A 24,527-nucleotide genomic window follows, 5' to 3' on the forward strand; every position below is an offset into this window, starting at 1 on the left:
CTACTATTAATTAATACTATGTGAAGTTAAAACTAAAAATTTTGCGTCTTATCAATTTTGATGTACAAAGCAATTTTAATTATATTCCTCTTTAGGAAGTAAGTACACCCTACCTAATATTTTAAGTCTATTTACAAGTAAAACTTATGGGCAAAATGTTATACTCAGCTTAAAATTATTATATGCTACCTAAGCTTCAGAAGGTTGATTTTAGGAGAAGCTTAATCTTCAGAACTTTACCTTTAAAACCTTGAAAATTGCTTGAAGTTCACGGCTAATTTTCAGCCCAAGCCTCCTCCAAAGAGTAAGCTTCCAGCCTGCCCAAGCAGTTAAATTCAAATATTTGAAGAAGTTTGCCTTAAATTCATTTCGTGTCCAACGAGATTTCCAAGGCTTTAATGTTGCAAAGTGAAGAATATAAGGATCATGTATAATTTGATTATACTCTTCTTCCGAAAATGGACTCTCTCGCCAAGATGGATAGTCGTAAATTCCAGGTGTCATATTCCATCTTGGGTCAAGTTCTCCCCATTTACCTACCATCATTCCATTCAGAACATCTTGATCATGAAAGCGGATGTAATCTTTATTTTGCTTGGTGTACTCTAATGCTTTTTCAGTTACTGAATTATCTCTCCATTTTTTAAGGTTTAGAAATAGAATACCTGCATTAAAGTATTTAGTATTTGGTGGTATACCTAGTTCTTTATAATTTAGCAAACCCCTAGGATCTGATACATAGCCTATCCACATATCTTGCACTGCTAACAAGTAATTTTCCCCTAAATCTACTTGCCACAGTTCTCCTAGATTCTTCTCGACTACTAAATCGCAATCTAAATATATCACTTTATCAATATGCTTAGGTAGAAGCTCTGGAATTAATAACCTGTAATAAGAAGCAATAGAAACATGAGTGTTGAGGGTTATCCCATGTTTTGCACAGTATTGGTGGGCTTCCTTTAGATTTGCAAGCAAATATTCAGGAGCAAGAATGAAATTAACTTCACACCTGTCAGAAGGAAGCGACCTAAGTATTTTTTCTTTATTATGTTTCTTGATACCACCATCAATGACAAATACAACAAGTCTGTGGTCATTTGAAAGATTCTCTGATGCCGAGCGAACTGTAACTGCAAGTGGCATAGCATAGTTGTCATCTGCGGCACAGACAATAAAAACTGGTTCGCAATTTTTAGTAAGCATTAAATAAAAAAGATGCTCGAAGAAAGTAAGATTATTACTTTGAGTATGTTAAAAGTATAGTCTAAACAATATCCTCATCGGTATAAGGAAATGTTAGGTATGTGTAATTTCTGAGAGGTTTTTTATAAAGTAACTCTAAAGTAAGACAGTTACGTAAAAAGCAAAAGAGGGTACTGTTTAGTAATCATATCTACGTACTAAACCATAGCTTTGTCGTAAAATTTATAATACATTTGGTTGTTATGAAACTATTTCCGAACGAGGAGCGAAAGCGACAATTCCACCTTGCAGCAATGCCAAAATCCAACAACAACCACACGATTTAGCACAGCCACATCCTAGTAGTCTGGCAAGGAAACTTTGTTATGTTATACCAATTTAATATGAAGCTGCATAGAAAAAGGCTTCTAACACCATTTTAGCCTGATTCAGCACCACTTTTTTACAAAGTCCCATTACTTAGGCTTTAGAGCGAGTATCGTGATACTGTTCCTCAAGTGTTCCCTTTGTTAATAACGTTCCAAAGTCTATGCTAGCTATGGGAAAAGTCTGAATTGAAAAGCTGCTAACTTTCATCTTCTTACTTCTCCCAGCTTTTTTCTGACTCATATTAAGCGTAACTTTGTAACTTTAAATATAAAGCCTTGAATTTACTGTAAAATTTTAGCCAGATGCGTTTCCAAAAAGTAAGCCTCCATCCAGCCCAATCAGTCATATCAACATATTGAAAAAAATCCTCTTTGCATAGAGCGTGACGAGAATTCCAAGGTTTTTTTTCTGAAACAAAGTGAATGATGTAAGGATCATGAATTATCCTTGCGTAAACCTCTTCTGTAAAAGGGCTTTGGTTCCAAGATTGGAACCCAAAAATATGGGTTGTTGCATTCCACCTTGGATCTAATTCTCCCCATTGCCCCGCAAATAACCCATTTAATACACCTTGGTCATACCAACCTATATATTCAAAGTTTTCCATAAAATATCGTATAGATTTTGTAGTAATGTTATCGGCTCGCCATTTATTTAAATTAATTACCAACACTCCTGCATTGAAATACTTGGTGTTAGCAGGAATGCCTAATTCTTTATAATTCAAAAAACTTGTAGAACTTGAGACATAAGGTATCCAACTATCCTGTACTGCTAAAACATAATTATCGCCCAAATCGGTTAGCCATATTTCTTCTAAATTTCCTTTAACTATCAAATCACAGTCTAAATAAATTATCCTGTCAAGGCTATTAGGCACAAGTTCGGGAATGAGAAATCTGTAAAATGAGGCTATAGAAACATGCTTGGCCTTGCTTTCTGACCTTCCTGAGCGAGAAGGTTTGTGTGATTCTATAACCTTTTGAAGTAAGACATCAGGTATTTTTATAAATTTAATGTCACACTTTAAGGTAGAAAGTGATTTTAAAATTCTCTTTTTGTTATTATTTTTTATCCCTCCATCAATAACAAAGAGATTAATTTTTCGGTTTCCTTGGAGGTTTTCTAAAACAGAACGTATTGTTACAGAAAGACCCATTGCATAATTATTATCGGATGCACAAACCACAGCGATAGGAGCGGTATCATCAATAAACATTTTTTGCCTCTAAATTGTTATAGTAAGAAGATAGAAGTAGTTAAATTTTTAATTCATACTATAATTTAGTTTAATTATTTAAGTTAATTTAAATAAATACATAAATAGGGCATTTTAGTCAACCAAAACATATAAATAAAAGTTAAACAAATGGCTGATTTGCATATGCTGATTCACTAAAATGCCCAACAAACGTTTATGCTATTTATGGTGTTTCAAACCGTTCAAGCTGGTTTCCACCGTCCAATTTCATTACCATACAGGCTGACATAGTAAAGGTTGCCATCAGGTCCTGTCTCCATATCAACGATGTATGGTAGGTTATTATCAAATAGCTCAGTGGAAGCTACTGTTCCATTAGGGTTGAGAAAGCTTGCATATATCATACCTATCCCAACGTCATTATAGAAAACTGCTCTGTTATATATAGAGGGGAAGGTATTGCCTGTGTAAAAATCGCCCATGATTAAGGCTGTAGCAGGTTTACCATCAGGATTTTGGCTAGCATCGTGATTACGAACGAGAAGGGGCGAGACTACTGTTTGTCCACTGCTGTAAAATGCTTGAGCTTGAGGCAAAGAAGCATAGCCTCCGTTCTGTATAGGCCCTTCAAAAAATGGCCAACCATAATTGCCTCCTCTGACAATTGCATTTACCTCCTCCCAAGTATTCCAACCTACGTCACCAACGTAAGGAGTACCTATGTTGGGATCGAATGTAAAGCGGAACGCATTGCGGAACCCAAATGCAAACACCTTAGAACGATTACTATTCGGATCACCATTGTAGAAAGGATTGTCTGCCAATCCTTGACCTGTAATAGGGTCAATCCGCAGCATTTTTCCAGATAAGTTATCGATATCTTGGACACGGATAGAGCGCCAGTCAACGCCATTGTAAGAAGTTCCGTCGCCAATGGTGACATACAAGTAACCATCTGAGCCAAATTGAATTTGCCCAATGCTATGACTTTGGCTATCCCCTGCAAGATAATCCCGAATATTGTTGTTGTTATCAAAGTTAGTATCTTGTGCTGTGTAGTCTCTGCCGACATTACTAATATCTGGATCTTCAATCAATGCTAGAGGTGCTACGATTGTTGAACCGTTGACAATGCCTGAAGGTGGAATATCGAAGTTATCTGTACTGTCAATATCAGGACGACTGGTGTATTGCCAAAGGCTATTTTTTCCAAGCAAGATCACTTCGCTACCTGGGATTGCAGTAGTATAGTTAGTTGCTGGATCAGCTGTCACACGAATCAGACGAGCCGGACGGTTACCAATCTGGTCAGTAGCAGCATTTCCACTACTTCCCTGAGTCTGGGGAGGATCATAGGTAAACAGCAGATAAACAAAGTCTCGACCTTGGTTTTGACCAAATAGGGGATCAACCTCAATTCCTAGTAGACCGCGATCAGATACATTATTTACTTGAGACGAGATATCTATAAAAGGAGCCGCTTGAAGGCCTGGTGAGAGACCAGCAGGTAAAGGAACATTATTGGTTTTGTTAAGCAATACGCCCACGTCATTAGTATGCCAATTAGCAGTGGCTACATCAAGACGACCATCATTATCAAAATCAGCCACAGTTAAGTTGAAGGGAGTTCTGCCGGTTATATAAGTAGTTGAGGTTGAGAAAGTACCGTCACCATTACCAAGCAGCACACTGATTGTATTGCCACCAGGATTATCACTACTGGGATAGTTTCCCGCAGTGTTTGCGGTTAACAAATCTAATACACTATCGTTGTTGATGTCAGCAATAGCAATTCCTTTAGGTACGCTGCCAGTAGCGTAGCTGACAGCTGTCCTAAAGGTGCCATTACCATTACCAAGCAGTACGCTGACAGAATCAGCAAACTGGTTAGCAGTTACAAGATCAAGGTTTCCATCTCTATTAAGGTCAGCAGACCGGATGGAATGAGGTCCAAATCCAACAGTATAGCCTACGGCCGCATTAAACGTTCCTGTACCTGTGTTGAGCAGAACACTAACAGAATTACTTCCAACATTGCCGACAGCTAAGTCGGGGCGATTATCACCATTAAAGTCAGCTAACTGGAGAGTATGTGGAGCAACCCCGACATTGTAATCAGTGGGACTCGCAAAAATCCCAGATCCGTTATTCCGTAAGATACGGACAATGGTGTCGCCCCAACCAGTAACCGCGACATCGAGATCTCCATCCCCATCAACATCTGCTGCCATAATTTCGTGAGCACTACGTGGAGCCGCATAGTTCACTCTGGGTGCAAAAGTGCCATTCCCATTATTAATTAGTACACCAATGTCACTGCTTCCTTGGTTGGCTGTTAGCAAATCGGGACGACCATCACCATTTAGGTCAGCTGCAAATACGGACTTAGGTTCGCTCCCTACGGAGTAATTAACCGCAGCTGCAAAAGTTCCGTCTCCTTGCCCAAATAGTACACTCACAGTGCCACTACCAGAATTTGCGACAGCAAGATCTAGTCTGCCATCTCCATTGAGGTCAGATGCGACAACACCATGAGCATTAGTGCCTGTAGCATATTGCTGCACAGCAGAGAACTGAACACCTGGCGATTCAGGCTCTACGAAGACCCTAACCACTCCTCCCTTCTGAGCAATAAACATTAATTTTCCATCTGGAGACCATTTCAAGGTAGTTGGCTGGTTCAAAGCACCAATTACTTGCTCTCTGATAAAGTTTACGCTTCCAATTGGGAGTGTATCAGCGGGAGGCGGAGGAGTAAATTGTCCGACTACGAGTTGGGCATTCGCCCAGTCAGCATGGTCAAATGCGTCGCTATTGCCACCATCCGTAACCACCAGACGCAGAGTTTGTCGGCCTGTTACATCAACATTAACCAACTTGGTGGTGCTGCCACCTGTCATTACACCACTGTCAAATAGTTGTACACCATCTGCCCAAACCTGGAAGATAACAGACCCGTTCGCACCTACCTCATCATCCACGCCAATATAAGCGAAGAAGCTGTTGTAAGCTCCATTTAGAGCGTAAGTAATCTCTGAAGTTGCATGGACACCCAAGCCCTTGTTGTAGGTAAACCCATTGAGCGTTATGGTTCTGCCATCCCCTGCACCCGCTCCCCCATTACTTGTATCCAGCTCTATTGGACCAAAGCCATTGATAACCGATATTGGTGTCAAATCGCTTAAATAAGTGAAGGTAGTGGCTGGAGTCGCTTCATCCCGGATAGAAACAAAAGACGTGCGCGAGGGTCCTAGGTCAGCACCAGTGGGGGTTTCAATCAGCAGACTCACTGACACATTTGTATTGGGTGTCCCATCGTTGAGAGTCTGAATTGTTACAGTCTTCTCACTTTCACCAGGGGCAAAGGTCAAGGTGCTGACTGGGAATGGTACATAGTTGATATTTGGGACGGCAGTTGAATTTCCTCCAGTAAAGTAGTTAATCGTCGCTGTACCCGTCGTATCCCCTACTCGCCTGATAGGAATCGTTACAGATCCCCCTTCCGTTACTTGGGAACTGTTGACCCCCAAAACAATAGTGGATGACACAGTAACAGTGAAGTTGCCTAGTGATGTATTTGTGGTTGTGATGTTACCCAGGGTATCTTTCACCTGTCCCGCCAAGAAAGTTACTTCATAAGTTCCTCGGTCATTCCAGTTCCAAATACCATCAGGAGCAGTGATTTGATAAGTCGCAGTCCGAGGAGTTCCGTTCGTGTTGGATGACACACTCACCAACTGTGCAAGTTGTTCAAACCCATTGGGGCCAGTTACCAGAATGTCGCTACTCAGTGCGCTGCCATTAATCGTGCTGACATCTACTGCTGTCATATCACTGTAGGTGACATTGAAGGTGTAAGGCGAAGCGATACTGGTCGCTAAGGCTGGAGCAACCAGGGTTGCTGTCGGGGCACTGATATCAGGGCCTGCTGGTAATGAGGTCAGTTGTGCATCAGCCCAGTTGGCATGGTCAAAGTCTGCACCATTACCGCCATCAGTGACAACTAAACGCAGGGTTTGTCGACCAGTCACATCAACATTGATTGACTGAGTGGTACTGCTACCAGTCATTAAGCCACTGTTGAACAGTTGTACACCATCTGCCCAAACCTGGAAAATGACAGACCCGTTCGCACCTACCTCATCATCTACACCAATGTCTGCGGTAAAAGTGGTGTAGGCTCCGTTGAGAGCATAAGTAACATCTGAGGCAGCATGAACACCCAAGCCTTTGGCATAGGTGAGATTATTGAGTGTGAGATTGTTGCCGTCTCCAGCACCTGCTTCTCCATTGCTTCTATCCCGTTCGATGGCTCCCCAGCCGTTTGTGGCGGATGTTGGGGTCAGGTCGCTTAGGTATACAGGAGCAAATAGCCCTTGGTATGAACTCTTAAAGGAGTCCGTTAATGGGTTAACAGTTTCAATACTGCCAGTAGCATATTCCAACGTCCAGTCACCACCTAACGAGTCTGCACCTGTGAGATCTGTTGATGCAGCGATGTCAGCCCCCGTTAAGGAACTCAAATTATCTACAAATATTTGCCCGAACTCTCTTGCAGCAACATTACAACCGTAGAAAAGAATATCTGCGTCTGGAGCCAACGATGCAGACCACTTTTGTAGTTCGTGGCTGTATTGCATTAGCGAATCTGTATTCAAAATGCTATTGCCCAGATGCACAGCAGCAACATTTCCGTGAGAGATAATGGCAATGCTTGCTATATCTTTGTAGTTCTTTAAAGTTTCAGTAATTTGGGTAATCCCATCTTGAGTTGGATCCAAAAGAACTTTGACATCTGCACGGAGGTTTGCCATGACAGTCATGGCATCAGAAACATTGGCATCAACAAACGCAATCATTTGCTGATTTGTTGAACTATTTCCAACTAGCAAATTTGTAGAGTTTGGGAAGAAAGGCGAATTTGAGAGTAATAATCCTCCATAGGGATTACTGTTATTTTCTGATGATGAGTTGTTTTCAGTTTGGGAATCTAGCAAAGACATAGGTAGAAATATTCTATATACTAGCTAACGGTTTAATAATGTAATTTTTACTAACCACAAAATTCTTGGCAAAGGTATGCTCTATTCTTAATAGAGAGCTATAAAAATTAACCTATAATCAATATTGAATTTTACTTTTGAGCTTAATACTTTTGAATAAGTAAACTTTGTTGAATGCAGACATTAAGATGATACCTATGAACATTTTAGATGTATATTTTAAATAATATACTCAACCGTATAAGCAAATGTTAGGTACGTGTAATTTCTAACAGTTTATTTATAAAGTAACTTTAAAGATCGGAAATTACACAAAAGAAGAAGGGTATTAGGGCGTGTTGTAAAACTACAGCTAAAGAATAATAGAAGCAAGTGTCAGCATTGCAAGGCAGAGATCAGCTTTTTTCTTATCCTTGTAGCAATGCGACGAGGTTGTTTTAAATGGTTGAAACATCGCTCGAACCGATTTCTTTGGCGATAATCGATTTCTCAAGCTGACTCCTTTTAAGTTCATTCAATTTGTACGGAATTGTTAACCGAACGTGAACTCGACCTCTCCCCAACGCCTTTTCGATGTGGAAAGGGACTGAAATATATTTAGTTACCGACGAAAAATTAGGCTTTTAAAGCCCGTCACTTGCTAAAACGCGGGTTCCTCTCGCAAAGCATTGGCTCCTCTTTCTAGGGGCCTACGGTGTACACACAAGTAGACCCAGAGCGAGTTTCCAGCCAAAAAAGGTAGACTCAAATTGCTCAAGACCGCGAATCAAAGTAGTTATACCTGGAGGTTTTTGAGACTTGTAACCAGACCAACCACCAAGTCGGGCAATAATCCAAGTAGCCCAAGCAAGGGTTTGAGGAGGATAGGGATTTTGTTGCAGTCGAGTTTTGCCGTCCAAAGTAGGAGCAAGAGTAGATAAGCATTGCTGTTGCTCATGCGAAAAAGCAGCACTGGCAGGTAAATCAGGATGATCCCGTCCCTGAATCAATTGTAAAATTCGTACAGAGATTGACAAAGCTAACACAGTCAATCGTTGGATAGCAGCAATCGACTCAAGCTGAGTGGCTTCGAGATTTAAACCAGCAGTTTTGAGGGTGGCAAACAGTTGTTCAATCCGCCATCGCCATGTGTACCATCGAATCACCTGTAGTGCTTGTTCTAAACAAACGACTTGGTGGGTGGTGAGCAATCGCCAATGAATCGGTGCTTGACCTGCTGGTGGGTTGACTTCCACGGCTTCCACTGCATAAAGTGTCACACTAGGAGGATAATCTTGTCCATTCAATTTATCTGGACGTTGGATTTTCACCATTGCACGACGAACAATTAATAATGCCTCTGTTGCAGTTCTACTAATGCGTGCATCTGCTGGGACATCTACTATGTAAGTCCCCTCGCTCGGCTGTTGATTTAAGTATGTATAAAGTGATGAAGTCTTTCCCACTAAGCGACGGTCAATGCGCGCTCTGACCAATACATGATTGTCTTGATTTGCGACTGTCACAAATTCCTCATACATATCGCTTTCGCGGTCGCCGATATGGGTAATCATTTTGGCTTCCCCAACACTGATGCACCGTTGAGTTTCATCTGCTGAACGCAGCCATTTGTATGATTCTTTCTCCTCTATTGGCAATTGGCTGTAGTTTCGTTCATGCTTATCTTGATGGTTGATATCTCTAGTCCAAAGTTTGACTGTGCTGACCCCCAAGGGAAATCCATTTTCTGCATCTAATACTAGTGTTGGATGAATATAAAATCCTACATCTGTGTTATTTCCTACTACACCTAGACCTGTGGCTTTCAACCTGCCTGCATGAGATTGCAAGTTAATTTCGCTGGTATCACTGATGGCTAATATATGCTTTCCTTCTACCTGTAATACACACTGGTCTGATAGGCTTCGCACTAATTCCCCTACTGTCACATTCTTATTCTCCAAAAACCGATAGTATCCTACTTGTTCGGCTCTATTTTTACTTATTTGTCGAATGCTGACTGATTGATGTTTTCCCATCGCTGAGTACAATGCTGCCCCCTTTTAGAGAGTCTTGGGTCTCCAAATGCTTTTCCCTCCACTGCTTGCGCGTGTATTCTGATTGGATTTTCCACTGCCTTTTACTCCCCACAACTCCTGCTCTTATTACTTTACTTGGACTTGTGTGTACACCGTAGTTCTAGGGGCAGAGAAATTTACTTAGTGAACTATTAAGAGACTATTAATACAGTATTCTTATGTGAGAAAGCTCTAATTTTGCAATAGCTTTAATATTTAGATGTGTTTATCCAAGTTTTTTCCTCTGTTTTATTATTCAAAAATTGAGTTCCATCCTCTAAACATAATTGATAATATAGGTTTAAATATTGTTTAGCTATATTTGATTTTTTAAAGCAATCCACATTAGTATGGTTTGCTAAATTAGGCTTATTTATAGATTGAATTATGGCTTGAATGAGGTTATTTACAGCATTTTCTCCTAAATTAAAATAAGTACAGTTAGAAGTACCAATTTCTCTGAAAATTGGGATATTAGAGCATACCATTAGGCTATTCCAGTACAAAGCTTCAGCTAGAGGTAGACAAAAACCTTCTATAGAAGATGGGATTACAAAAACTTGACAATTTTGATATAGCCAGCATAATTCTGGGTCATTGATCGCAGCTAGCAAAGTTACTTTATTGTCTAAAGATAGATTGCTAATTAAATTTTTAATATTTTGAGTTTCTGGGCCAGAACTACCGACAATTACTAATTTCGTTTCTAGAGGTAATTTTTGATTATCTAGCAACCAAGAATAAGCTTTAATCAATAAATCTAAATTTTTATTTTGCCGATGTTGAGCCACAGATAATAAAAATGAACTGTTTTCTGGTAGTTGTTTGGGAATTTTAGGTTCAAGATTATCAAAATCAACATAGTTATAAATTACGTCGATTTCTTTATTGGAGCTAATATAAGGAAAATAGAGCTTTAGTTTGTCTAATGTGACTTGAGATACGCAAGCAAGACCATCGCTATTATGGATGCATTGCTTTAAAAATAAACGATTAAACCAAACTTGAGGAAAGCCAAAATTATCAGGGCATTCGTAAGGATATAAATCATGAATAGTCGTAACCACAGGAGCATTAAACTTAGCTCTGATAAAAGGCACAGGAAAGGAAAGATGAACAATATCTGGGGCGAGATTATTGGCTAGTTGGGGTAAACTCCCAAGAAACCAACTATTTCTGATGACAGAACTGTTCTTTATATTTACACTAATTAGTTTAATTTTTGCAGAGTCAAGAGAGAAAGCTTTTTCAAAATAATGTTGCTGCCAAGTTCCTATAATTAAACTAACTTGAGTAACTTCATTATTTTCTGCTAAACAGCGAGCTAGATTAGCTGCGTGTCGGCAGACACCAGTTGGTTGAATGGGTCGATGTAAAGCTGCAATTAAAATATGCATAAGTAGAAAGAACTAAAAAAACTATATAAAGATAGATAAATATACAGAATGTATCTACGAAGGTAACAAAGATTAAACAAGCTGACTTAGAAATTTTGGTATTATCTGCGGCTGCCGGAAAAATAGATTTACAATATTTAGACTTTGCCTATGCTGTGATTGATGGAGTTCAAGCTAGAAGAGAGAAAGAGAACTAAATTACACAAGATGTAAGGTATAACTCTAATTCTTCTGCTTAACTTTATTGATTGAATTATTTTCTTTTAGGGTGTAGTTTAAAGTCGATCCAGCTTTCCAGATGGAAGCACTTCGCTCGTATGCACCAATATCGGGTGCTTTTCCTACAAAATCATCTGTAATACCAGGAATTATCGCCCCAGCATCTACTGCTGGAGAGTCTGACTGTAAGGTAAAGTCGGGAATAGACTGGGAGGCTTGTGTAGGAACTTGAGAAAATCGAGGATCTTTATCCATAAATAAATTATGAGACTTTTCGGCAGCATCTACGCTTTCGGATACTGCAAAAATATTGTTACGAACTTCAACAAATTTGTCAGTTCCTACCGCCCCAAGAAATGTATTATTAAAAACTTTATGATATCCTCGTGGCCCTCCCGCAGTTAAAGAAAGGCTGTCTGTACCTCCAGTTATCCCCCAAATTACATTATGATGAATCGTGCTGTTAAAACTTTCAATGTCTAAATAAATACCGCGAGTTCCCCAGAAAGGGCTGAAGGCTTGAGCATCTCGAATCCAGTTATGATGAATCACACCGCCGGCTAAATTCACGTGGCAGCAAACGTAAATAGCACCTAAATCAGTACTAAGCATACCAAAACGAGAAATGTCATTGTAGGCGATTTCGATGTTACGAGCATCTGTACCTGCGGTATGCCAATCAATATTAATAGCGTCACGACCAGCACGAACAATAGTGTTATGAGTAATTTTATGACCACTGCCATTGATACGGACAGGAGCCGCATAGGACACCATGTAATTGCTATTAGCAATGATATTGTTGGTTATTAGATGATTTTTCCCTTCTAACAGTACGCCATTACCAGAACTCCATTCAATTATCGAGTTTTTTAATGTATGACCAGTACCACGCAACTGAATCCCAGTATCGTGGGTATGAGAAGCCAGAAATAAAGCATTATCTGAGTCATAGGCTTTTTCTGACTGGGGTAGGGGTGGCAGAGTCATGTGGTGAGACACATACTTAGCCTGAATACCATCAATCACTATACCTGTGCTGCGATCGCTGGTTGTAATAGTGTTAGCAAATAGGTTTAAATTGTGTAAGGAGATATAAGAGCGATCGCTCAAATCAAAAGCAAAGTTCCGCTGTTTTACTTCTACACCACTGGGAATTTTGCTATCAGGCGACCAGAGATAAAGAATTTGACGGCTATGGTCATAAAACCATTCTCCTGGGCTATCGAGTAGTTCTAATTTGCCAAAAAGATAGAACCAAAATCCTCCTCTATCCCAAGGCGCATCCATTTGAGCCGTTAATTTACCTGCTGTACCACCAGTTATTGTACCTGTGCGGGTAGTGTACCATTCATTAGTCCAGACTTTTGCACCAGCCCATCCCTCAGACAAAGAGGGAATTTTGCTATTTTCTACACTAGCTGCTGTTCCTCCATGACTTTTAACTCCATTACTTAGAAAAGTTGGACTTAGAAAATCTCGCTTCTCATCCAGGTTAGGCAAACGAGCTTCTGGCATCATTTCGCCATCAACAAATACCTGATTAGCAAAAAAAATCGTATCGCTGTAGGCATCAACAGGTAGAGCCATTTTACTACGAAAAATCGAGTTACGATATACACTCCACTTTTCAACGAGTTCTGTTCCAGAAATAGTTACATTTTCGTTTTCGTATGCTGCAAAGGTTATTAGGTTTGAGTTTATTCCCGAACTTAATGGACGTATAGTTTCCCGATAAATTCCTCCCCTCAGCCAGCAGGTTTGTCCTGGTTGAACAATATTGGCACATTTTTGAATAGTTTTGAACGGGTACTCAATGGTTCCTGGATTTTTGTCCGAACCGTTAGGAGAAACAAAATAGCTTCTATCATTCCTTGATATATCCAAACTTACAAAAATACCAAAACTGATGCTAAAAAAGAAAACTCTTAACTTACTCATGAAAACAAACATTTATTACACTGCAAATTGCAGGTTCACTAAAGAAGTTAGGTTAGCTTTCATCGCGATTGCTCACCTACCAACTACTTGATAAAGAATAGGAATATTCAGTGTATGAACAAGCTATTTCAGCTAAAATAGCATTTTTTAACTAAGTTCTAGAATAATTTGTCTTGATAGATGCAATTGATATGATTGTAACGGTATTAGTACAATTTACTTTTATTTTCCTTAAAATAAACCATTAGTGTTACCATTATGTCAATGTAGCACACCTAAATTTTACTTAGGCTTAATCAAACTCATTTAATATTTAAGAATGAGATAAATTTTAGTTTAATTCTCCGAAAATATATTGACTGAAGCTGGTTATAATACGTAGTATACAAGTGTAGTAATAAGTAAAAATACAAGTGTTAAAGGCTTCTAAATCAAATAGGATTTATGTAACTACCATATTACTTTGCTCGTAGTAAGCGATACCTACGTGTATATGTGGATTGGCTTCTGTAACTAGCGGCTTCGCGTTTATAGTAATCCTATTGGATTTTTGAAGGATTTCAATACCTTTACACCAATATTTTTCCTGTTCCCTTCTTTCCTGTTACTTAACTACACAATTAATTTCAGAAATCAAAAATCAAATCGAACTGATATATATCGGTTATTAGGGTTACACAAATAAAGTCAATAAATTACCCTTTTGACAGTTCTGTAAGCACTATAAAATTTTCCTAGGGCAACAGCATAGAAATTACTATTGCTAACAACTAAAGTTAATAATCAATGAAGAAATGAGTATTTCTTCTTTAATGTATTTTTCAAGCCTCAGACTGATAACCCAACTTTTTATCATTCTTGATAAAAGTTAGTTATGTAGATAAGATCCATCCGCCGCAAAACTTAACTAATATAATTTCCAAGCAACAAAAATAATGATACCTAAGAAAGAATTATTTCATGTTCCTATTACTTGTTTACCTCTTGATGAACAAATTATGTTGATTTTGAGTTGGGTAAACATGAGAGCTAGCAAAGTTGTTTGTTTAGCCAACGTACATATGCTTATGGAAGCCCATCATAACTTTTCATTTAGAAAAGTTCTACATCAAGCCGATTTAGTTACCCCTGATGGCAAACCTTTAGTATTGATGTTACGTCAATTAGGAATTTTTAACCAAAATCAAGTATCAGGCATGGATGTCTTTCTCAATTTATGTAGTTTATCTGAAATGACAGGAAAGACAGTTTACTTTCTTGGTTCTACTCAAGATATTTTAGATAAAATTAAATGGAAATTAAACCAAGAATATCCGCTTTTAAAGATTGCAGGAATGAAGTCGATCCCCTTTGTGCCGATTGATGAAATTGACAAAAACTATGATACAGAATTAATTAAAGAAATTAATCAAAGTGGTGCAGGAATTATTTTTGTTTGTCTGGGATGTCCTAAACAAGAAATTTGGATGTCTCATTATCAAGGAAGAATTAAAGGGGTAATGATTGGCGTAGGTGCAGTATTTTCTATGTACGCTGGTATCACTCCACGAGCGCCTTATTGGGTTAGATACTTATGTTTAGAATGGTTATACCGTTTACTACAAGAACCACAACGTCTTTGGCATCGTTATGGAGCAACAATTCCACCTTTTCTCTATTTAGCTATGAGACAATTAATTAACAAAGAAAAATTCACGAAGGGATCTTCTCAGAGCTTATTAGACATAAATTTATCTACAGACATTAACGAATTAGATACTTCTTCAAACAAAATTGGCGAAATTCTATATAAACAGGGTGTTTTAAGTAAAGAAGACTTAGAAAGAGCAATCAAAGAACAACAACAATTCCCTCACCTAAAATTAGGAGAGATATTAATTAAAAACAATTTGATTTCTTTGTATGAATTTAAGTATTTTTTAAGAAATCAAAATCTAAAATTAGGGGAAATTCTAGTTGAAAAAAAACTAATTAAACCATCAACTCTAGAAAAGGCATTAATAATTCAAAAATCCCAAGAGCCAACAAAACTTGGAGAAATTTTAGTTAAGATTGATGCCTTATCCTATGAACAAGTCAGAGTAGCGATTATAGAACAATACTTGCGAAGAAAAGGATTATGGCTTGATTCAAAATTATCAGATGAAAAACAATCAAGCCGATATTTATTATCAGTTGATTTCTAGGATTGATGCAAGCAAGATTGCTCACATCTGGTACTGTCTATGTGACAGTAGGTTTTGAAAGCAGGTTTGGAAAAATCTAGGACTTATACCGTTTCACTTTAAATTTGATACAAATAGGCCGCAGGGGGGCAAAGGATATATTATTTGTATCATTTATTTCGTGAAATGGTATTACGCAGTGAGACGGAAGATAAAGGATTTAGACCAGGGTGTAGGGGTACAGGTGTGTAGGGTGTGAGTAAGCAAAACCCTTACCTTCTCACCCTTACACCCAATCTTCTTAACGAGAATTACAAAAAAAGTGGCTATAAAAAATTCTCTAATTTAGATACAAAGAAACTTTGAAATTAGGTTGGCTAGGTTATTGATATATCTGGGTTTGAAATATTTTTGAGCCTTAAAGTATCAACAAAATCAAAACTTTTATTAGCTTTAATTTGTTATAAGATGTCAAAACGAGTTTTGTAGCATTATAACGAGTAGTGTATAATTTGCCTTGATTGGAATAGAAGAAAGTTTTTCGTGAAGACGTGTGATACCAATTCCTAATTCGTAATTAAGAAAGTCAGATATGGCATGATTTTCGAGGTTGAATGTGTTGCCTCATTTTAGAGAATTGGTATGAGATGATGTGGCGGTAGCGTTAAATAATTTCTAATAGGGCAAGTTGGTCAAAGCGGAGCTTGCTATCCAATAAATTTGCTGCTTGAATGGCATTGGCCGCACAAGCAAACTCTTGCGGGGATAACTATTGCAGTTGAGACTGGGCTTTTTTCAATTACTTTGCTAGACATTGTTCTAAGTAGAAGAGCCTACGTAGGTGATAGAAGAGACTCAAACAGCGATCGCTGTTTGAGTCTCTTCCTACTTTGAATCAACAAGGGTAAAATGAGACAACATTGCGCTTAAGATGAGCAAACGCGATGTGCCAAGCAACTTGAAGCTAGTTCAGTTGGTTCTGTTCTTTCAAGATCAGAACGATGCCTGCTCTACCGCCTCGTTGAGAATCTACCTGGTAGACTGTTAAACGGCTTCTGTATTCTTTTCTCCAGTACGAATCCGCACAACTTGCTCAACAGGAGAGATGAAGATTTTACCATCGCCGATTTCACCTGTCCGGGCAGCAGAGATAATTTTGTCTACTACCATGTCAACTTGGTTATCTTCAACTACGATTTCTACTTTTAGTTTTTGCAGAAACTCAACGGTGTACTCAGAACCACGATAGCGTTCTGTTTGCCCTTTCTGCCGTCCAAATCCTCGCACTTCAGAAACTGTCATACCAACAATACCAGCGTTGACTAAGGCAATTTTCACTTCGTCAAGTTTAAATGGACGAATAATTGCTTCTACTTTTTTCATACATTCGGCTCCTAAACTTTAATAGGTTCGTTTATCTATCTAACCAGATCCACTGTCTGAGAGTCTTACTATTAAGGCGATAACAAAAACATATTGTAATAATTGCAACTTTTTTAAGGTGTTTGGTTTTTGTATATGCAGTTTTTGCATCACGCAATGAGGACAATTTACTTTAATGAATTGTCCTTAGATTTTAATAAAGAGAATTTTTCTGGTAGTGAGTATACTGCTTATAGTTGTTGCCGCTCAAGGATAGATGAATTTCATGTATGAGTATATTTGTGAACAATTGATAGCAGAATTAACGACTCTGATGTTCAAACAAGGGTCGAACAATCAAATATCCAGCACCAAAAGCTGTAAGCATAATTAACAGAATAGTAATAGCTAGCCACCAGCCATTAAATTCTTTCTTTTCTGCTGCCATAGAAGGATAATAACTGATTGGCTGCTCTTCAATAAAGACTGTTTCTGGTAGCTCAGAACTTATTTCTACTATAGGTACAGCAAAATCTGGACTACGTTTGGCTTTCGGTGCTTCAGGTTGGCGTGGACGTGATGACTGTGGACGGTGACGCGCTGGATTTTTTGGTTGCTTGGGTGGATTTTTGACTTCACCCGTAGCACGGGGAGAATAATTAGTATCTATACCACCTGTACCGCGAAAATCTACTAACTTTTGCAGTTGTGAAACAGACTGCAAAACTTTGATAATCTCCTGGCGTAAGAAATGATTTTCTTGGGCTAGTTGCTGGTTTTTTGCGGTGAGTGCATCTAATTTTGCCTGGGTTGCTTCTAACTCTGTTGCCAATTCCCGATACACGTACAGTGGCACAGAGGACGGATGATTTTGAGAAGCGGGCCGTTTTGCAGAATGGCTATGAACAGCTGCTGTGGTTGTTCGCATCGGTGAATTGGTATCACAAGTGAAGGTAATGAAATTGTACAGAGATACTATGAGAAATGGCTAGATCTGAAACTATGCCCAAGAATAATAGATAAATGCTGAGATAGCAAAGATTTTTTTGGGTTTAGTCAGTAACAGGCGATCGCCACAATTAGCATCTAACAACTTACAATATTCAACAAGACAGATGTCAATTTCGTAACAAAGGAAAAAAGTGTCCTACAGGGCCTTGGCCTTTGCCAATACTAAGAGAGTAAGTCAGTGCTGTTGTAACATAATCTTTGGCTTGTTTTACAGATGTTAATAAATCCTTGCCTATTGCCAAATTAGCTGCGATCGCAGCTGACAATGTACAACCAGTACCGTGAGTATTTTGTGTCTCTACTTGCTGTGTCGTTAAAGTTTCCAAACGTTGGCCATCAAACCAAATATCAACACCACGGGCATTTCCCTGCATCCCACCACCCTTGACTAAAACTGTCTTCGCCTTGAGGTTGCGGTGAATAGCTTGAGCAGCAGCCCTCATATCATCAAGAGAATTAATCGGGAAACCACTCAAAATCTGCGCTTCGTAGCGGTTAGGGGTGATAATAGCCGCTAGAGGAATCAACTGTTGGCGCAGAGTGTTAATGGCATCATCATCAATTAACTGCGCCCCTGTGCGTGATACCATCACCGGGTCAACCACTAAGTTAGTAATTCCTAAAGCTTCCACTTGCTGGGCAACGGCAGCAATAATTGCTTGATTCAGCAACATTCCTGTTTTCGCCGCGTGAACGCCAATATCCTCTACTACCGCTTGCATTTGGGCGGCAACTGCCTCCGGTGGCATTGCATCAACTCGCGCTACCCCCAAGGTATTTTGTGCCGTAATGCAAGTGACAGCACTAGTACCGTGGACGCAGTGAAAAGCAAAGGTGCGTAAATCAGCTTGAATTCCTGCACCACCGCCACTATCAGAACCAGCAATGGTTAAAGCAACAGGTATTTTGGATGTTGTTTCGGCATTCATATTAGGAAGGGAGTAGGGAGTTGGGATGCAAGGGTGCAGGGAAGCCCCGTTGGGGCGGGTGTGGGGTGTAAGGGTGTAGGGGAAAAAAACAGCCCTAAAAATCTTTGGGATACAAGCCTTATTCAATGCTGTCTTCACTACACCCGACACCCTATTTTTGACCCTTGACCTTCAATGGATTTGGTTGAGGGTTTTGGGGTTTGGTTTGCGGCACAACTGTAAGATAAGGTTGCAGCTTTGCTTCGTCAACCCAGCCAGAGTAATATTTTATGCTGGTAGAGTTGGGAGATATATCAACTAACTCTAAATCACCACGCATCGCATTCCAATTAATTGGAACTTCTGGGTTGAGTTGTCCAGAACCAATACCAGTAGGGCCACCACCAGATAAATTCAGCGAGACTTCATCTAAGGCGCGGACAAAGCGTTCTCCATTCCAATGCCATTCAAAACCAGGCCAGTCTACAGGTGGTTTTCCTGGCGGTAAGGAACGCTGGAACTCATAAATACTTGCACCTTCATTTAGCTTGGTTGTAAAACCTTGAGGATATGTCACCTCATAACGTCCTTTGTTCGTTTGGAAATTAACAGGACTCCACCACAACACTTCTATAGTATTATTACCAGACAAAGATGCAGCTTGCGTTTTATTAGTTAATGCACTATACAACGGTAATGTTTCTGGCAGTTTAGCCATTGCTGCAAAACGCCAACAAGACCAATTTTTAGGGTTATCAGCAGCTTGCCATTTCACTTGGCAAACTCCGTTAGCGGTACTTACCCAAAGAATGTCATTTTCCAATCTGAGTTTGTCAGGAATTGCACCGACTAACGAACTGTTATGTGTGGTGTAGGCACTTAAAGAACCAGAATTAGGATTTTTGTCATCAGGACGATAAGCAACTAATCCTTTCGCAGGTATGTAGAGATTACCTTCACCGCTAACATTAGTACCTATCCAAAATGTAGGGTTATTGGGATTACCAGTAATAGCTAAATCTGTAATTTGTGTAAACGCTAGTGCATCTGGTTGAATCAAGTTAAATTTATCAGTTTTGGGGTCATAACTAATGATGGTTGCAATCCCGTTGTTACCTTCACCTTGTTCAAAAGCGATTGACCACCAAATTTTTTCTCCATAAATTACACTAGATGTTACTCTCGGAAAACCTAACTGATTTCCTTCAGCAGAAAATCCAGCTTTAACTGCTGCATTCTGCAAATCTTTGAGAGTATATACAGTTTGTCTGTGAGGATTTTTACTGTTAGGTGTAATTAGCTCAAAAATAATTTTATCTTTGGTTGGGTCTGGTACTTCTTGCCTTGATAGATTATTGTCTGAACCTACAGTATAATTTGGCTCTTTAACAACGCGATACTGATAATTTTTACCTTGAAAATTAATATTCTTGAACTTGGGATTTATCAAATCTTGAGTGAAAGCTGCATAATTTATTGGTGGTTGGAACTGTTTAGGTAAAGTTCCTTTTTGAACCGTCCAAGTATTATTAGCGCGACAAAAAACAAAATCCTGCTTTAAAGTTTGAAAATTAATTGTGTCATCATTCGCGACGATATTGCGAATATGTAAATCAAAGCGATCGTAAAAACCTTCGTTCTTATTTTGAATTGGTAAATAAACGACCTCAGCTTTGGGACAATTTTCGGCTTTAGCTTTACTTGGATTAGTTGCCAGATAAGTCTCATCAATGCCAGAACTGCAAGCATTAATTAGTAAAAATGCACCTAAAATAGCAATATTTTTTTTCATAACCAACGGTTGTCTTATCAGAGAATTATTCTTAAATTTCCTAAATTAAATACAGTTTACCTTGATTGAATTTCTGATAGAATATTATAAAAATTGATTTTTTAATCAAAATAATTTTATTTGCTTTAATAAAATTATACAAAGATAAACATAAACTAAAAAGTTATGTTTATCCTGAATTAATAATTATTTTTTACCGAGTTTTTACAATTTTATGACTTACACAGAAGTATAAAAAATTGAAGTGTCAAAGAAAGACGCTTAGGGCGAAACAAAAGAAGATTAGATTGATTTAAGCTTAGAATCCAAAATCCACAAACTCAAACCTAAAATTATAGGAATGTTTTATGATTGGTTTTGTTCCGCGTGTAAATTTTTCAATTCTCCTTGTAAATACTCAGCCCACTTTACAGCTAAGGGAATTTCTGTAAACGGGATACGCACATGATTAGCAGGTTCTGTAAACATAAACTCTAACTGAATAGAACGGCCTTTTGCTGGGGGTGCTTTGATATCAGCTATACTGTTATCCACCAAAAGATTGATTTTCTTAACCTCAAGCAAAGAAAAGGTTTGTAAATTAATCGGCCCTTTTGTCGTGGGTTTGCCCCAAGTAATATTGTTGTCTTTTTGACCTAAGACTGCATAGATATCATATTTAGCCCTTTCAAATTGCTCTGCCCAAATACGGTATGCTTCGACTTTTTGATACTCTTTTGAGCCTTGCCAAGCTAACCAAATAAACGCTATCAAAAGAGGCAACCATAATAGACCACGTTCCATTGTTTAAAAAATCCTCAGTTGTAAGTAAGTGAAAGTTTAACTAACTAAAGTGACAAATACGGCAATCAGAGAGACAGATAAGTTATGTTAGTGAGCAAACTGGCAATAGCGGTGACGAGTTAATATGAGAAGGCTAATATTATTGTGCCTGTTTATCGTTGGGCTGGGTGCTGCTGTTTTTGGGTTCTTGAATTTTCAGGGACTAGCAGCTAAAGGGAATTTTGAAACGATTGTGCTTGATTTTCGGGAAGATATTGCAAAAGATGAAATAGACCGAGATTTGCAAGCGATCGCTCAACAATACAACGTGACACCCCAATTAGATAATAAGTTTTCTGCACAAGACAATGTGTATATTATCAGAGGCGATCGCCAACGGCTCAAAGAATTGAAAAAATCTCAGTTCGCCAAAGCCACCGAATTTATCGAGCCGAATTATATCTATACAATTCCCCCAGAACCTAAAGCAACTAGTTTAGGAGAATTAACACAGCCCCTAGATAATGAGGCAAAACCTTCATTAACTGGCCCCAACGACCAATATTACAGCAAGCAGTGGAACCTGCACAAAATCGGCATTGAAGGTGCATGGGCTGAAACTAAAGGCAGTGGCATTACCGTTGCAGTAATTGACACTGGTATTACCCAAGTGCGTGACTTAAAAGAGACAAAATTCGTCAAAGGCTACGATTTTGTTAACGACAGAGAACAAGCCACCGATGATAACGGACACGGTACACACGTTGCAGGTACAGTTGCCCAAGCTACTAATAATAAATATGGTGTAGCGGGGGTTGCTTACGAAGCAAAACTCATGCCGTTAAAAGTATTGAGTGCATACGGTGGCGGTACAGTTGCCGATATTGCCGAAGCCATTAAATTTGCTGCCGACAAAGGCGCAGATGTGATTAATATGAGCTTAGGCGGTGGTGGTGAAAGCCAGTTAATGAAAGATGCAATTAATTACGCCCATAGAAAAGGTGTAGTTATAATTGCCGCAGCTGGAAATGAAAGTGCAAATGGCGCAAGCTATCCAGCCCGTTATCCTCATGTTATTGGTGTTTCCTCTTTCGGCCCAGATGGGGAAAAAGCTAACTACTCAAACTATGGTGCTGGTGTTGATATCTCCGCGCCTGGTGGTAGTGAAGCTGGTAAGATTTTGCAAGAAACCATCGACGAAAATGGCCAAAGCGCATTCTTGGGACTCCAAGGTACAAGTATGGCTTCCCCCCACGTTGCTGGTGTAGCAGCTTTAATCAAAGCTAGTGGTGTTAAAGAACCAGACGAAATTTTAAAAGTCCTCAAGCAGTCAGCCAGAGTCATTCAAGATGATGGTTTGAATTATTACGGTGCTGGACAACTGAACGCCGAAGCCGCAGTGAAACTCGCTATCCAAGGGCAAATCAGTTTTCAAGATTTCTTCCGATGGTTGCGGGATAATGGTTATCTTAACCCCGGCTTTTGGATTGATGGTGGTGCAGTAGCACTGTTACCTAAAGTTTTGATGGTGCTAGGTTCTTATCTACTGGCTTGGTTTTTACGGGTTTACTTCCCCTTCACTTGGAGTTGGCCTTTATCTAGTGGCTTAATTTTTGGCAGTTCTGGGTTATTTTTCCTCAAGGGTATCTATATATTTGACCTTCCCCAGTGGCCTTTGCGAGTTTTGGGCAGTTCTCTGCCTGAACTAGGCAACACATTACAGGGTACTGATGCTTTAAATCCGATTTTTGCCAGTGTATTAATTCCCCTGGCTCTGATTTTATTACTACTGGGACATCCCAGTTGGAAATGGTTTGCTGTTGGTTCTAGTTTGGGCGTAGCGGCTTGCTTGACAGTTAGTGCTATTTACGACCCAGCTGTTTGGGGTTTAGGTGATGGTAACTGGGCGAAAGCCTTCCTTATTATCAATGCCCTTCTATGTTATGGACTAGCTCGTTTGGCAGTTAACAACGACAAGCAAGTGGCATAAAATTGTTGTGGGCAAAGGGTAAAGGGTAAGGGGTAAGAAATAAATTTAAACCTTTTCCCTTTTACCTTTCCCCTTTAGCCAAAAAGTCTTACTCTACTCCCCAATTTTATGAGCATCACAGTTACAGGCACTATCGAACGTCGTGATATTGGTATGGGCGCATGGGCTTTAGTCGCAGATGACGGCAAAACCTACGAAATTCTCAAAGGTGCAGATAAAAGCTTGCTCAAAGCTGGACAGAAAGCCAAAGTTACAGGACAGGTGCGTGAAGATGTCATGACAATAGCAATGATTGGCCCAGCCTTAGAAGTAAAATCTTTTGAAGTAGTTAATTCTGATTAGCGGTAGGATTTAAAACTGCTTGCAGACGACTTCTAAATTCACCTTTGGGATGTCCGCCTTTGACCTCACCAATAATCTGAAATTCGCCTTCTGGAGAATCACAAATAATATAAGTAGGCCATCCCATATCTGATTTATCTGGATACTGAGTCAGCAGAATTTTACGATATTTTCGATAGGTAGCTGTGTCTTGCATTTTGACATCAATAAACTGCAAACCCAATTCTTCAGCTACTTTTTGGTCATAAAAAGACATTTTATGGCAGATGCCGCACTCTTCTGAAGAGAATTTAATAACTGCTAAACTCATATAATTTTGCGCCTCCCTGGAATTAGGGAATGTATATTATCATAATTTTTTAAACTATGCATCTTACTCAAGACTGAACAAGGTGCGATAGAACAGTTAATGAGAATTTAAGAAAAAAATTTATATTTTTAACCAAAAATAATTTTTTTAGAAAATATTTTGAGGACTGTCTTCTGTGGGCTATGTGACAAAAATTAGCCAAAGACTAAGCTAGGACTTTGTTATGGGCAATTGCATAATCTGCTAGAAACAAGCTTTTTACAATCTGTAATCTGGCTTTGACAAATCACTAGAATTCTGACTATAAACTATGTTAGGATGTACAAACTTACGATTCTCACCAGGGTAGCTTCTGCAAAGCAACTGAGCGATCGCAAACAAAATTTCCACAATCCATCTGCTAATTTACCAATAGTAGAAGGGCTAATAAGTGAGTTAAATCTCATAAGCACTAAGAGTATTTTAAAACTCTATCGGTGACAGGATAATTGC

Annotated in this window: 16 protein-coding genes; 4 read left to right on the forward strand and 12 right to left on the reverse strand. The window is 39.0% G+C overall.

Annotation, left to right across the window (positions count from 1 at the left end; genetic code table 11):
* Nucleotides 1–228 precede the first annotated feature (228 nt).
* The 6 genes from H6G76_RS01245 to H6G76_RS01270 all read right to left on the reverse strand — a co-directional run bounded on the left by H6G76_RS01245 (nucleotide 229) and on the right by H6G76_RS01270 (nucleotide 13,393).
* Complete coding sequence (locus H6G76_RS01245) at nucleotides 229–1,206, reverse strand: glycosyltransferase family 8 protein (protein WP_190694438.1); 978 nt, start codon at nucleotides 1,204–1,206, stop codon at nucleotides 229–231.
* A 610-nt stretch (nucleotides 1,207–1,816) separates the two neighbouring features.
* Nucleotides 1,817–2,794 carry a glycosyltransferase family 8 protein gene (locus tag H6G76_RS01250; RefSeq protein WP_190694439.1) on the reverse strand — a complete coding sequence of 326 codons (978 nt, stop codon included), beginning with the start codon at nucleotides 2,792–2,794 and terminating at the stop codon, nucleotides 1,817–1,819.
* A gap of 224 nt (nucleotides 2,795–3,018) precedes the next feature.
* The gene (locus tag H6G76_RS01255; RefSeq protein ID WP_190694442.1) at nucleotides 3,019–7,779 is read right to left on the reverse strand and encodes an NPCBM/NEW2 domain-containing protein; all 4,761 of its coding nucleotides are present in this window, start codon (nucleotides 7,777–7,779) and stop codon (nucleotides 3,019–3,021) included.
* A 689-nt stretch (nucleotides 7,780–8,468) separates the two neighbouring features.
* On the reverse strand, nucleotides 8,469–9,797 hold the full coding sequence (locus tag H6G76_RS01260; protein WP_190694444.1) for an IS4 family transposase: 1,329 nt from the start codon (nucleotides 9,795–9,797) through the stop codon (nucleotides 8,469–8,471).
* Nucleotides 9,798–10,045: 248 nt separating this feature from the next.
* Nucleotides 10,046–11,233 carry a glycosyltransferase family 1 protein gene (locus H6G76_RS01265; protein ID WP_190694445.1) on the reverse strand — a complete coding sequence of 396 codons (1,188 nt, stop codon included), beginning with the start codon at nucleotides 11,231–11,233 and terminating at the stop codon, nucleotides 10,046–10,048.
* Nucleotides 11,234–11,455: 222 nt separating this feature from the next.
* The gene (locus H6G76_RS01270; RefSeq protein WP_190694447.1) at nucleotides 11,456–13,393 is read right to left on the reverse strand and encodes a right-handed parallel beta-helix repeat-containing protein; all 1,938 of its coding nucleotides are present in this window, start codon (nucleotides 13,391–13,393) and stop codon (nucleotides 11,456–11,458) included.
* A gap of 935 nt (nucleotides 13,394–14,328) precedes the next feature.
* Between H6G76_RS01270 and H6G76_RS01275 the strand changes: the two genes are divergently transcribed.
* Entirely contained in the window at nucleotides 14,329–15,579 is a 1,251-nt protein-coding gene (locus H6G76_RS01275; RefSeq protein WP_190694449.1) for a WecB/TagA/CpsF family glycosyltransferase, read from the forward strand.
* A gap of 1,023 nt (nucleotides 15,580–16,602) precedes the next feature.
* Here the strand turns inward: H6G76_RS01275 and H6G76_RS01280 are convergent.
* From H6G76_RS01280 to H6G76_RS01300, 5 genes are all read right to left on the reverse strand, one after another.
* On the reverse strand, nucleotides 16,603–16,941 hold the full coding sequence (locus tag H6G76_RS01280) for a P-II family nitrogen regulator (RefSeq protein ID WP_015111218.1): 339 nt from the start codon (nucleotides 16,939–16,941) through the stop codon (nucleotides 16,603–16,605).
* A 301-nt stretch (nucleotides 16,942–17,242) separates the two neighbouring features.
* The gene (locus H6G76_RS01285; protein WP_190694451.1) at nucleotides 17,243–17,848 is read right to left on the reverse strand and encodes a hypothetical protein; all 606 of its coding nucleotides are present in this window, start codon (nucleotides 17,846–17,848) and stop codon (nucleotides 17,243–17,245) included.
* A gap of 190 nt (nucleotides 17,849–18,038) precedes the next feature.
* A complete protein-coding gene (gene thiD / locus H6G76_RS01290; protein WP_190694453.1) occupies nucleotides 18,039–18,860 on the reverse strand; it encodes a bifunctional hydroxymethylpyrimidine kinase/phosphomethylpyrimidine kinase in 822 nt (273 codons plus the stop codon).
* 151 nt (nucleotides 18,861–19,011) lie between these two features.
* A complete protein-coding gene (locus H6G76_RS01295; protein WP_190694455.1) occupies nucleotides 19,012–20,631 on the reverse strand; it encodes a hypothetical protein in 1,620 nt (539 codons plus the stop codon).
* A gap of 345 nt (nucleotides 20,632–20,976) precedes the next feature.
* Nucleotides 20,977–21,414 (reverse strand): hypothetical protein, encoded by a 438-nt coding sequence (locus H6G76_RS01300; RefSeq protein WP_190694457.1) that lies wholly within the window; start codon nucleotides 21,412–21,414, stop codon nucleotides 20,977–20,979.
* Nucleotides 21,415–21,538: 124 nt separating this feature from the next.
* Between H6G76_RS01300 and H6G76_RS01305 the strand changes: the two genes are divergently transcribed.
* Nucleotides 21,539–23,383, forward strand: coding sequence for a S8 family peptidase (locus H6G76_RS01305; protein ID WP_190694459.1), 1,845 nt, complete (start codon nucleotides 21,539–21,541; stop codon nucleotides 23,381–23,383).
* A 108-nt stretch (nucleotides 23,384–23,491) separates the two neighbouring features.
* On the forward strand, nucleotides 23,492–23,725 hold the full coding sequence (locus tag H6G76_RS01310; RefSeq protein WP_190694461.1) for a hypothetical protein: 234 nt from the start codon (nucleotides 23,492–23,494) through the stop codon (nucleotides 23,723–23,725).
* Here H6G76_RS01310 and H6G76_RS01315 read toward each other — a convergent pair.
* Nucleotides 23,712–24,035 (reverse strand): thioredoxin family protein, encoded by a 324-nt coding sequence (locus H6G76_RS01315; protein ID WP_190694463.1) that lies wholly within the window; start codon nucleotides 24,033–24,035, stop codon nucleotides 23,712–23,714. The genes H6G76_RS01310 and H6G76_RS01315 overlap by 14 nt on opposite strands.
* Before the next feature lie 318 nt (nucleotides 24,036–24,353).
* Between H6G76_RS01315 and H6G76_RS01320 the strand changes: the two genes are divergently transcribed.
* On the forward strand, nucleotides 24,354–24,515 hold the full coding sequence (locus H6G76_RS01320; RefSeq protein WP_190694465.1) for a hypothetical protein: 162 nt from the start codon (nucleotides 24,354–24,356) through the stop codon (nucleotides 24,513–24,515).
* The last annotated feature ends 12 nt before the right edge of the window (nucleotides 24,516–24,527 follow it).

Origin of the sequence: Nostoc sp. FACHB-152 (assembly GCF_014697475.1) — a bacterium.
Classification (GTDB): domain Bacteria; phylum Cyanobacteriota; class Cyanobacteriia; order Cyanobacteriales; family Nostocaceae; genus Nostoc_B.